This window comes from Actinoplanes sp. NPDC026623, assembly GCF_040638275.1.
Classification (GTDB): domain Bacteria; phylum Actinomycetota; class Actinomycetes; order Mycobacteriales; family Micromonosporaceae; genus Actinoplanes.
In genome coordinates this window covers 1-11,565 of sequence record NZ_JBEZXZ010000253.1, presented here as the reverse complement: position 1 = coordinate 11,565, position 11,565 = coordinate 1, and the positions used below count along the sequence as shown (strand labels likewise).

General features: G+C 73.0%; 11 protein-coding genes. 1 reads left to right on the top strand and 10 read right to left on the bottom strand.

The features are described from left to right. Positions 1 to 468, bottom strand: a 468-nt coding sequence (locus AB0F10_RS40640; protein WP_360638381.1) for an SLBB domain-containing protein, incomplete at its 3' end; no start/stop codon positions are given. Between the two features lie 762 nt (positions 469 to 1,230). Between AB0F10_RS40640 and AB0F10_RS40635 the strand changes: the two genes are divergently transcribed. Then, the gene (locus tag AB0F10_RS40635; protein WP_360638378.1) at positions 1,231 to 2,106 is read left to right on the top strand and encodes a methyltransferase; all 876 of its coding nucleotides are present in this window, start codon (positions 1,231 to 1,233) and stop codon (positions 2,104 to 2,106) included. A gap of 71 nt (positions 2,107 to 2,177) precedes the next feature. On the opposite strand, the gene AB0F10_RS40630 is transcribed toward AB0F10_RS40635, so the two are convergent. The 9 genes from AB0F10_RS40630 to obgE form a co-directional block, all read right to left on the bottom strand. Continuing rightward, a complete protein-coding gene (locus AB0F10_RS40630) occupies positions 2,178 to 3,026 on the bottom strand; it encodes a DegV family protein (protein WP_360638375.1) in 849 nt (282 codons plus the stop codon). A gap of 24 nt (positions 3,027 to 3,050) precedes the next feature. Further along, on the bottom strand, positions 3,051 to 3,434 hold the full coding sequence (locus tag AB0F10_RS40625) for a hypothetical protein (protein ID WP_360638372.1): 384 nt from the start codon (positions 3,432 to 3,434) through the stop codon (positions 3,051 to 3,053). A gap of 48 nt (positions 3,435 to 3,482) precedes the next feature. Next, positions 3,483 to 4,118: a histidine phosphatase family protein gene (locus tag AB0F10_RS40620; protein ID WP_360638370.1), complete on the bottom strand. Its 636-nt coding sequence runs from the start codon at positions 4,116 to 4,118 to the stop codon at positions 3,483 to 3,485. Next, a complete protein-coding gene (gene rsfS, locus AB0F10_RS40615) occupies positions 4,115 to 4,516 on the bottom strand; it encodes a ribosome silencing factor (RefSeq protein ID WP_360638367.1) in 402 nt (133 codons plus the stop codon). The genes AB0F10_RS40620 and rsfS overlap by 4 nt, the downstream gene beginning before the upstream one ends. Positions 4,517 to 4,590: 74 nt before the next feature. Continuing rightward, complete coding sequence (nadD, locus tag AB0F10_RS40610; protein ID WP_360638364.1) at positions 4,591 to 5,190, bottom strand: nicotinate-nucleotide adenylyltransferase; 600 nt, start codon at positions 5,188 to 5,190, stop codon at positions 4,591 to 4,593. 14 nt (positions 5,191 to 5,204) lie between these two features. Then, on the bottom strand, positions 5,205 to 6,752 hold the full coding sequence (locus tag AB0F10_RS40605; protein WP_360638361.1) for an ATP-binding protein: 1,548 nt from the start codon (positions 6,750 to 6,752) through the stop codon (positions 5,205 to 5,207). Positions 6,753 to 6,810: 58 nt separating this feature from the next. Then, positions 6,811 to 9,321 carry an aminopeptidase N gene (gene pepN, locus AB0F10_RS40600; RefSeq protein ID WP_360638358.1) on the bottom strand — a complete coding sequence of 837 codons (2,511 nt, stop codon included), beginning with the start codon at positions 9,319 to 9,321 and terminating at the stop codon, positions 6,811 to 6,813. Between the two features lie 74 nt (positions 9,322 to 9,395). Next, a complete protein-coding gene (locus AB0F10_RS40595) occupies positions 9,396 to 9,851 on the bottom strand; it encodes a GNAT family N-acetyltransferase (RefSeq protein ID WP_360638355.1) in 456 nt (151 codons plus the stop codon). A 69-nt stretch (positions 9,852 to 9,920) separates the two neighbouring features. Continuing rightward, positions 9,921 to 11,432, bottom strand: coding sequence for a GTPase ObgE (obgE, locus tag AB0F10_RS40590; protein ID WP_360638352.1), 1,512 nt, complete (start codon positions 11,430 to 11,432; stop codon positions 9,921 to 9,923). Positions 11,433 to 11,565 lie beyond the last annotated feature (133 nt).

The window sequence follows — 11,565 nt, the reverse complement described above, 5'->3', positions numbered from 1 at the left end:
GCCGGCGGCGACGGCGCCGGGCGGCGGGGTGACGCCGACCATGATGAGTTCGCCGTCGGCGACCTTGCGAGCCAGGTTCAGGGGTGCGACGTCCACGCCCGGATCGGCGCCGCCCGCGGCCCGCAGGGCGTCCGCGACCCGCGCGCCGGACGGGAGCCGCACCAGGCCCGGCTTGCGGACCTTGCCGCCGACTGCGACGACCACCCCGGCCGGGCCGGAGGCGCTCGGCACGGCCACGGCACCGGCACCGGCCGTGCCGTCGCCGGCGAGCGGCGCACCGGCCGCGGCCTCGGTTCCCGGCGGAGTCACCGGATCCACCCGGGGCCGTGCCCGCCAGGCCAGCAACGCCGCGACGAGCACCACGACGACCGCGACCGCAGCCAGCGCCCGCACGCCACTGCGCCCGGGGTCGAACGCGCCCAGCCTGGACCTCGGTCCGCCGCCGAAGGCGCCCGCTCCGCTGAGCACGGGCTCGTCGGTGGCAAGCGGACCGGTTCCGAAGTGGTCGGCTCCCGCCGGGTCCGGGTTCCTAGGATCCTGGAACGGCTCCGACGGCATTCCCGCCGTGTCTGCGGCGGTCTCGGGTCCGAAGAGGGCCGGCGGACGGATCGGGCGTAGCGCGCCGGTACCGGCCGCCCAGGCCGGCCGGTAGGCGAGATCCTCGGCCACCGACTCGACCGGCAGCGACTGCGCGGGCTCCCCGCCGGGGCGGGGCTCGAGGTTCACGTCGTCGGGCCAGCCCGGCAACAGGTCGTCCCAGCTCAGCGGCGGCCCGCCCGGCACCGGCCAGCCGGACTCCTCCCCCGGCCGCCCGGCCGGCGGGCCGCCGGAGCCCTCCACGGATCCCGCCACCGGCGCCCACGAAGCCGGACCGACCGGCGCCGGCGACAAGCCCGGCGCCCGCGATTCCGGAGCAACCGGCGCCCGCATTGAGCCCGGCGCCGCCGCCCAGGGCGATCCCACGGGATACCCCGACGGCGGCCCAGCGCCAGCGCCAGCGCCAGCGCCGAAAGCTACCGGCACCTCGCGGACCATTGGATCCTCGCGGACCGATGGGTCCTTCGGCGCCAGGACCGTCCGCAGCCTGGCGCTCACGTCATCGGGATTCCTCGCCTCACGCACCGGCCGAAAATAGGTCTCCGGGACCGTTCCCCGCCTGCACGCCTGTGGACAACCCCTCGATGTGGAAAACCCCTGTTCCATCCCCGGCCCGTGCTATGAGATTGCCCCGTGACAGTTACCGACCTGGCCGAGGCCATCCGCCGGCTCCGCACAGCCGGCTGCGTCTTCGCCGAGGACGAGGCGGCGGTGCTCGGCGAGGCCGCCACCGACGCCCGCCACCTCGCCGAACTGGTCGGCCGCCGGGCCCGAGGCGAGCCCCTGGAACAGGTCGTCGGCTACGCGGACTTCTGCGGCGTCCGGGTCCGCCTGCGCCGCGGAGTCTTCGTCCCCCGCGTCCGCAGCGAACTCCTGGTCCACACCGCCGCGGCCGAACAGGACGACAACCACACCACAGCGGCCGAACAGGACGACAACCACACCACAGCGGCCGAACAGGACGACAACCGCACCACAGCGGCCAAGCAGGGCGTCGTGGTCGTCGACCTCTGCTGCGGTTCCGGAGCGCTCGGGCTGGCCCTGCGCCGCCTCCGCCCGGACATCACCCTCTACGCCGCCGACCACGATCCGGCCGCCGTCGCCTGTGCCCTGGACAACCTGGGCGGCGACGTCTTCCAAGGCGATCTCTTCGACGCGCTGCCCGCCGGACTCCGCGGCCGGATCGACATCCTGCTGGCGAACGTCCCCTACGTCGCGACCCGGCACATTCCCCTGCTCCCGGCCGAGGCCCGGGAGCACGAGCCGCACCGGGCCCTCGACGGCGGCGGCGACGGGCTCGACGTCTTCCGCGCCGTCGTCGCCGGCGCCGCGCGATGGCTGTCGCCCGGCGGTCTGATGCTCTCCGAGATCAGCGAGGCGCAGACCGCCGCCGCCGTCGCCGCGGTGCGTGCCGCGGGCCTCCTGCCGGACCTCGCCGAGGATGACGAACTGGACGCCAGAGTCGTCACGGCCCGCCGCGCGGGTCAGGGAGTATCTGGCGGACCATGACGGCCTGCGCCGGGCTGAAGGCCGGATCCAAGCGAAACCTGGACCTCGGCTCGGCGACGCCATGATCCGCTCTAGACCCTGCGGTGCACGACCACCCCGGCGACGCCGGGGCCGACGTGTGCCGCGACCACCGCACCGATCTCCGTGATGTAGCAGTCGCGCAGCCGGTCGCCCAGCCGCATCGAGACCACGTCGGCCAGCGCCGCCGCCCGGTCCGTCGCGCCGAGGTGGTGCACCGCGATGTCGACCTCGCCCTCCCCGGACGCCTCGACGGCCAGGTCGACGAGGCGGGCGAGGGCCCGCCCGGCGGTGCGGACCTTGTCCCGGACGACGATCACGCCGTCGACCATGTGCAGGATCGGCTTGACCGACAGCGCGGTGCCGAGCAGGGCCGAGGCGGCGCCGATCCGGCCCCCGCGCCGGAGGAACTCCAGGGTGTCCACGTAGAACAGGACGCTGACCTGTGCGGAGTGCTCGACCGCTGCCCGCCGTACCGTGTCGAGGTCGGCGGACCGGCGGGCCGCCGTGGCCGCGGCGAGCGCGACGAATCCCAGGCCCATGCCTGTGGTTTTGCTGTCCACGACCTGGACCTGCGGACCGATCTCGCTCGCGGCGAGCGCCGCGGCGTCGTAGGTGCCGGACAGCTGGGCGGACAGGTGCACGGAGACGATGCCGTCGGCCCCGGCGTCGAGGAGCCCGCGGTATGCGGCCACGAACTGTTCGGGCGCGGGCCGGGAGGTGCTGACCGCGACCCGCCGCTGGCCGAGCGCGTGGGCGACCTCGGCCGGCGAGATCTCTTCACCCTCGAGGCCCTCGGCCCCGTTGATGACGACGGTGAGCGGGACGACGGTGAGGTCGTACGTCCCGCTCAGCTCGGACGGCAGGTACGCGGTGGAATCGGTGACGACCGCGACGGGCATGCGGGCACCGTAGCCGATGGTGGGCTAGTTCGCGCGGATAGTGGTGACGACGAACGGCGTTCCCTGCTGACAGGTCGTCATCATGCCCGGCTCGGCGTGGCCGGTCGCGGTGACGGAGGCGCCCACCTTGGCGACCGATTGGAGTGCGGCGTCCTTGATGATCAGCAGGTGGTCGTCGAGGAGCAGGCAGCCCGGCTCGACCCCGGCCGTGATGGTGCCGGTGATGGTCTTGTTGCCGGTGTCGACGGGTTCGGCGGCGGTGGACTCTTCCGTGGGGACGGCGGAAGAGGGCGCGGCGGAGGCGGGTGTGGCGGCGGGGGCGCCGGCCGACTCGTCGGCGGCTCCGTTGGCACAGCCCGCGAGGGCCAGCACGACCAGCAGGGGGATGGTGCAGCGTCGAATAGTCATGGTGGCTTGGACGCTACCCGGCGGGCGAATCGTTCCTCGCGGGGGCGATCAAACCGGCGGCGGCGACGGCCGGTCGGTGAACGGGCCGACGTTGTAGGTGGCGAGTTGCCAGCCCCGCGACGTGTCGTGGGTGAGCTCCACCCAGTGGCAGTTCTGCAGGGCGCGCAGCGTGCGCAGCTGCTCGCCCGGCCAGCCGAGCAGGTGCCCGACGCCGGAGCGGATGGCCGCGCCGTGTGTGGCCACGACGACGGTGCCGCCGGGCTCGACCAGCTCGGCGGCGGCCTGCAGCGCCTCGGAGACCCGCTTTCCCAGGTCGTCGAGCGTCTCCACCTCGCCGCCGATGTCGTCGGCGCCGGCCTTCCAGAGGGCGTACTCCTCCGGACGGGTCTGGGTGACCTCGGTCATGGTGAGGCCCTGCCAGAGGCCGAAGTAGCGCTCGCGGAGCCGCTCGTCGTAGCTGACCGACAGGCCGGTCAGCGCGGCCAGCGCGGCGGCGGTGTCGGCGGCCCGGCACAGGTCGCTGGCGACCAGCGCGTCGGGTCGCATCCGGACGAGCAGCTCGGCGGCGTCGACGGCCTGCTGCCGGCCGAGATCGTTGAGCGGCACGTCGGTCTGGCCCTGGACGCGGTGGCCCGCGTTCCAGTCCGTGTTGCCGTGCCGCCAGACGATGAGCCGAGTGGTCATGCCACGCCGGAGGAGGCCTCGGCCTCGGCCAGGTCGCGGTCGACGAACTCGATGGTCGGGCAGTCCTTCCAGAGCTTGTCGAGGGCGTAGAACTCGCGCTCCTCGGCGTGCTGGATGTGGATCACGACGTCGATGTAGTCGAGCAGCACCCAGCGGCCCTGCCGCTCGCCCTCACGGCGGGCCGGCTTGGCCTTCTCGGGCAGGCCCATCAGGGCCTCCTCGATGGCGTCGACGATCGAACCGACCTGGCGCTCGTTGGCGGCCGACGCGATGACGAAGGCGTCGGTGATGTAGAGCTGGTCGGCGACGTCGATCAGGACGATGTCCTGGGCCTTTTTGTCGGCCGCGGCCTGCGCGGCGGTCAGCGCGAGCTCGCGGGCACGTTCGGTGACGGGCACCGGTCTCCCCTCGTTCGGTTTCAGAGTTACTAGCCTCTCATACGGGTATGACATCTCTACCCAGATGAATAGGCCTAAACCGGTCCTTCGGTGCGATAAAGGCCGCGCTTTGCGATGTACTGCACCACACCATCGGGTACGAGATACCAGACCGGCTGCCCCTCGGCGACCCGCGTGCGGCAGGCGCTCGACGAGATCGCCATCGCGGGCACCTCGACAAGCGTCACGGAGTCGGCCGGCAGATGATCGTCGGACAGCTCGAAACCCGGCCGGGTGACCCCGACGAAGTGCGCCAGCGAGAGCATCTCGAGCGCGTCCTTCCACGACAGGATCCGCGCGAGCGCGTCCGCGCCGGTGATGAAGAACAGGTCGGCGGAGGGGCCGAAGATCGCATGCAGGTCGCGGAGGGTGTCGACGGTGTACGTCGGGCCGTCCCGGTCGACGTCGGCCCGGCTGACCTGGAAGTGCGGATTCGACGCGGTCGCGATCACCGTCATCAGGTAGCGGTCCTCGGCGGGGCTGACCGTGCCCTTCTGCCAGGGCTGGCCGGTCGGGACGAAGACCACCTCGTCCAGGGCGAAGCGGCTCTGCACCTCGCTCGCCGCCACCAGGTGACCGTGGTGGATGGGGTCGAAGGTGCCGCCCATGATGCCGATCCGGCGCCGTTTCCGCACCGGCGAATCCTAGATCAGCCGTCCAGCCGGCGCCGGACCGCGCCGAGCAGGTCCGCGGCGGTGAACGGCTTCTCCAGCAGTGCCACCCCCGGGTCCAGCGTGCCCTGCGAGGCCAGCACCGGCTGGGCGTACCCGGACATGTACAGCACGCGGGTGTCCGGGCGCACCTCGACGAGGCGCTGCGCCAGCTCCTTGCCCAGCATCCCGGGCATCACCACGTCGCTGACCAGCAGGTCTATCGCCCCCTCGTGCAGGGCCGCCAGTTCGAGGGCCTGCGCACCACCCTCGGCCGACAGCACCTGGTAGCCCGCGCCGGACAGGATCCGCCCGGCCACATCGCGCAGCGCGGCCTCGTCCTCGACCACGAGCAGCGTCTCGCCGTGCCCGGCGGTCAGCACCGGCTCGGCGACGGGCGCGGCCGGAGCCTCGCCGGCGCCGGCGGGCAGCAGCACGGTCACCGTGGTGCCCAGGACCGGCTCCGAGGTCAGGCTGACGCTGCCGCCGGCCTGCGTGACGATGCCGTAGACGGTGGCCAGGCCGAGCCCGGTGCCCTCGCCGCTGGCCTTGGTGGTGAAGAACGGCTCGAAGGCGCGCACGACGACGTCGGGGGCCATGCCGCAGCCGGAATCGGAGATGCGCATGCGGACGTAATCGCCGGCCGCGAGGTCGGGATTCTCGCCGGCCTCGAGGTGCGCGCTCGCGGTGTCGATCACCAACTGGCCGCCGGAGGGCATCGCGTCCCGGGCGTTGGTCGCCAGGCTGACCAGCAGTTGCTCGATCTGAGCGGGATCACAGGTCACCGGCGGCAGCGACTCGGCCGTACGGGTGATGAGGGTGATCTGGTCGCCGATCAGGCCGCGTAGCGTCTCGCCGACCTCCGCGATGACCGCGTCGAGGTCGAGCACCTCGGGGCGGACGACGTCCCGGCGGGCGAACTTGAGCAACTGGTGCGTCAGGTCTGTGCCCCGCTCGCCGGCCCGGATGACCTGGCGCGCGTCGGCGACGATGGTCTTCAGGTCGGGCTGCGGCGACTCGGCCTCCTCGATCACGAAGTTCGCGTAGTTCACGATCACGCCGAGCATGTTGTTGAAGTCGTGCGCGATGCCGCCGGCAAGCTGGCCGAGCGCCTCGAGCCGCTGGCTGCGGTGCTCCTGCACCTCGCTGCGCTGGTGCTCCGCCTCGGCCTGCAGCCGGTGCCGCTCGGTCATGTCCCGGACCACGGCGACGGTGACCCGCCCCTGCGGCCCCTGCACCCGCGAGAGCGACGCCTCGGCGGGAAAGCCGGTGCCGTCGCGCCGCCGCGCCTGCAGCGGGACCGTCCCCATGAATCGGGTGCCGGTCTCGCGCTCGTCGGCGGCGCGCCGCAGCCCGGCCAGCGACGGCACCTGGGTGAAGTCGGCGAGCAGCATGTCGGCGCGCCGGCCGAGCAGTTCCGCGCGGCGCCAGCCGAAGACCTCCTCGGCGCGGTCGTTGACGAGGACGATCACGCCCTCGTCCATCACCAGGATCGCGTCCGGAGCGGCTTGCAGCAGACCGCTGGACAGTTCCTCCGACCACTCCACCGGCTCACCCCCGTACGCCGAGGCTAGCCTGGGGATCGGGGGATAAAGGGCAAATCATCTATCCTCTGGCACGCAGCGCGCGACGCACGTCATCATCACCATCCGTCACCACGCGGCGCATGATGGCCGACAGGTCCGGCGAGGCCAGCAGGTCCGCGGCGAGCTCCCGGGTCCGGACGCTCACCACCAGCGACGGATAGGCCAGCGCCGCGATCCGCTCCCCGCTCATCCCGGTGCGCCGGCTCAGCATCCCGGGCATCTCGGCGAAATACCGCTCCACGTACGGGGTGACCAGGTCGAGCTGCTCGGGCTGCCAGAACCCGTTCGCGGTGGACTCCAGGATCCGGTTCGAGGAGGCGGTGTCGTTGATGATCAGATCCCAGGCCCGCGCCTTGGCGGCGGCGTCGGGCAGCGCCGCCCGGCACCGGGCCGCCTGCTGCTCGCCGGCCGCGCTGCGGTCCGCCGCCAGCGCCGCCTCGATGTCGTCCGGCCCGGCCGCGCCCAGCACCACCAGCCGGTAGAGGATCAGCCAGCGCAGGTCGTCGTCGACGCTGACGCCCTCGGGCACCCCCTCGCCGTCGAGCCAGCCGCGCAGCCGCGCGGCGTCGATGCTCGCTCCGATCAGCCCGCGCACGCCGGCCAGCCGGCACGAGCTGCCGGGCTCCGCGGCGGTCAGCAGCCGGTCGCTCGCCTGGGCGAGCAGTTCCAGCGCGGCGGGCCGGGTCTCCGGCGTGGGATAGCGGTCGACAAGCGCGCGGGTCATCCGCAGCACGTCCTCGACCAGGACCACCTCGCGCTCGACCGGCAGCGCCGCCAGCACCAGGGTGACCAGCTCGGCGACCGGCCGCTCGCCGTCCTCGACCGCGTCCAGCGTCGCGCCCCAGAGCAGCGCCCGGGCCAGCGAGTCGTCCAGCAGCGGCAGGATCATCGGCACGGCGTCGGCGGACGCCGCGTCGAGCCGGACCTTGGCGTACGTCAGGTCACCGTCGTTGACCAGCAGCAGGTCGGCCGCCGGCTCGCCGGCCAGCTCCGCAAGCGGGGTACGCCCGCCGTCGACGGCCGGGTCGAGGTCCACCTCCAGCAGCCGGCGCCGCGCCACGGTGCCGTCCGCGGCCCGGTCGTACAGGCCGACGCCGATCCGGTGCGGGCGCAGGGTCGGATAGCGCTCCGGGGCGCTCTGCACGATCGTGACGTCCTCGTAGCGGCCCTCGGCGTCGCGCCGCACCTCGGCGCGCAGCGTGTTGACCTGAGCCCGGCGCAGCCACAGGTCCGCCCAGGAGGTCAGGTCCCGGCCGCCGGCCTTCTGGACGGCGGCGAGCAGGTCGGCGAGGGTGGCGTTGCCGTACGCGTGAGCCGCGAAGTGCTCGTTGAGCCCGGCCAGGAACGCCTCGTCGCCGACCCAGGCGACCAGCTGGCGCAGCACGGCCGCGCCCTTGGCGTAGGAGATGCCGTCGAAGTTGAGCAGGGCGAGCGCGGTGTCGTCGACGTCGGTCGGCGCCACCGGGTGGGTGGACGGGCGCTGGTCGGCGCGCATGCCCCAGGCCTTGCGGTGCATCGCGAAGGTCGTCCAGGTCTCGGTGAACCGGGTGGCCTCGGCGGTGATCCGGGTGCCGAGATACTCGGCGAAGGACTCGTTCAGCCAGAGGTCGTCCCACCAGGCCATGGTGACCAGGTCGCCGAACCACTGGTGTGCCATCTCGTGGGCGATGACCATGGCGCGCTGCTCGCGCTCGCTGTCGGTGACCGCCGAGCGGTGGATGAACTCGTCGCGGAAGACGACCAGGCCGGGGTTCTCCATGGCGCCGAAGTTGAACTCGGGCACGAACGCCTGCTGGTAGTGGCCGAACGGATAGCGGACGTCGAAGATCTCGTGAAAGCGGTCCAGGCACTGCCCGGTGATCGTGAGGATCTCGTCGGCCTGCTCGTCGAGGTGCTCGGCCAGCGACTGCCGGCAGTAGAGCGCGAGCGGGATGCCGTCGTGCTCCCCGGTGCGCGCGTGGTAGGGCCCGGCGATCAGCGAGACGAAGTAGGTCGACAGCGGCTTGGTCGGCGCGAGCCGCCACCGGCCGGCGGCGGCCGGCTCGGCGGGCTCCCCGTTGGCCGCCACCAGCCAGCCGTCCGGTGCCGTCACGCTCAGCGTGAAGGGCGCCTTGAGGTCCGGCTGATCGAAGCACGGGAAGATCCGGCGGGCGCCGTCCAGGAACATGTGCGCGTACAGGTAGACGCGGCCGTCGGCGGGGTCGGTGAAGCGGTGCAGGCCCTCGCCCGTGTTGGAGTAGGTCATCAGGGCGTCGACGACCAGTTCGTTGGTCGCCGCGAGCCCGGCGAGGCTCAGCCGCTCCTGGGCCAGGGCGGCCGCGTCCAGCGGCACTCCGTTGAGCGTCGCGGAGATCAACTCGGCCGGCTCGAGCTCGGCGAACGTCGTCGCGCCGGCCTCGGCGGCGAAGCGCAGGACCGTCCGGGAACGGAAGGTGTCGCCGTCGCCGGTCAGATCAAGGTCGATCTCGTACCCGGTGACGGTGACTGTGGCGGCCCGGGCGATCGCCTCGGCGCGGGTCAGGCTCGGCATCCGCCCATCATGCCGTCCCGGGGGCCGCCGCGGCAGTCCGACGCCCGGGTGCGGCCGGAAACTCGGACCCGGCGTCAGCGGGGCGCGACCGCGCCCAGCGACTTCTCGAAGCACACGCTGAACGGGTTGCCGGCGTACTCGCCGTAGGCCGGGATCGGGGCGTAGCCCGCCGAGGTGTACAGGCCGATCGCCGCCGGCAGGTAGGTGCCCGTCTCGAGCCGCAGCACCCGCCGGTCCGCGGCCAGCGCCTCCTCCTCGAGCGCGACGATGAGCTGCCGCGCGATGCCCCGGCCCCGGAACGCGGGGCGCACGTACATCCGCTTGAGCTCGGCCACGCCCGGCTCGAGGGCCTGCCAGGCCCCGCAGGCCACCGCCCGCCCGCCGACGACCACGACCAGGTACGCGACGTCGTCGTGCGACGGGTAGACGACGCCGTCGAGCCCGCCGTCGGCCTCGCTCAGCTCCTTCTGCTGGGCCATCAGCAGCGCGGTCAGCTCGGCGTCGGACTCGGGACGCGATTCGATCAGCACGACCGAGACCCTAGGCGCCGTCCGTTTACGCCGGGTTGCGGGGGTCTGGCCGCAGTCCGGCGCAGAGGCCTACTCGTCGTCCTCGACGACCTCGTCCTCGTCGTCGTCCTCGACCAGCACGGGCTTGGACGCCATCGAGATCGTGCTGACCGTGCCGTCCTCGGCCATGTGCAGCAGTTCGTCGTCGCCGCGGATCCGGCGGGCCCGGCGGGCCGCCAGCCGGGTCGCCGCGCTGGCCCGGGTGTTCTCCTCCTCGAGGCGGACGTCGGTGCCGCGGGGGCCGGAGACGTAGTCGCCCGTGTTGGGCTGCCAGTCGAACTCGCGGTCGCCGATGCGGACCGGGTCGCCCGCCTCGGCGCCCTTCTTGGCCAGCATGGCCTCGACGCCGATCCGGTCCAGCCGGTCGCCGAGGTAGCCGATCGCCTCGTCGTTCTCGAAGTTCGTCTGCCGCACCCAGCGCTCGACCTGGGGGCCGCGCACGACGAAGACGCCGTCGGTGTCGCGCTCGACGGTGAAGCCCTTCTCGTCGATCGCGCGGGGGCGCACCACGGCCCGGGTCGCCTCGGGGGTGGGCGTGGCGAGCCGGTTCGCGGCGACGGTGTCGCCGAGGGCGTACATGAGCTCCTTGAGCCCCTCGCGGGTCACCGCGCTGACCTCGTAGACGGGCAGCCCGCGCGCCTCGAGCTCGGGGCGGACCATCTCGGCCAGGTCCCGGCCGTCCGGGATGTCGATCTTGTTGAGCACGACCAGCCGCGGCCGCTCCTCGAGCCCGCCGTACGCGGCCAGCTCGGCCTCGATGGCGTCCAGGTCGGCCAGCGGGTCCCGCTCGATCTCGGGCGCGGCCGCGTCCAGGACATGCACCAGCACCGAGGTGCGCTCGATGTGGCGCAGGAACTCCAGGCCCAGGCCCTTGCCGGTGGCCGCGCCGGGGATGAGGCCGGGCACGTCCGCGACGGTGAAGGTGTGGTCGCCGGCCTGCACGACGCCCAGGTTCGGCACCAGGGTGGTGAACGGGTAGTCGGCGATCTTCGGCTTGGCGGCCGACATGACCGAGATCAGCGACGACTTGCCGGCCGACGGGAAGCCCACCAGGCCGACGTCGGCGACGCTCTTGAGCTCGAGCACGACGTCCAGCTGGTCGCCGGGCTCGCCGAGCTCGGCGAAGCCGGGCACCTTGCGCCGGGCGTTGGCCAGCGAGGCGTTGCCGCGCCCGCCGCGCCCGCCGCGGGCCACCTCGAACGTGGTGCCGCCGCCGATCAGGTCGGCGATGACCTCGCCCTCGGGGGTCTGCACGACCGTGCCGTCCGGCACCGACAGGACCAGGTCGCCGCCGTTGGCGCCGTCCCTGTTCGCGCCGGCGCCGCCGGTGCCGTTCTGCGCCTTGACGTGCGGGCGGAAGTGGAAGTCCAGCAGCGTGTGCTGCTGCGGGTCGACGACGAGCGTGATGCCGCCGCCGTGCCCGCCGTTGCCACCGTCGGGGCCGCCGAGCGGCTTGAACTTCTCCCTGCGTACGGAGGCACAGCCGTGGCCGCCGTCACCTGCCTGCAGGTGCAGCACGACTCGATCGACGAACGTTGCCACTTTGTGTCTCCTACCTCAAACCTCAGAAAGCAAACAGCGGGGCGCGGGCCCCCGGGGCGCGGCCCCCCGCGCCGGGGATGGAAATGGGGACCCCCCCCAGGAGGTTTTTGTTTAGGCCCCCCGGGTGGGCGGC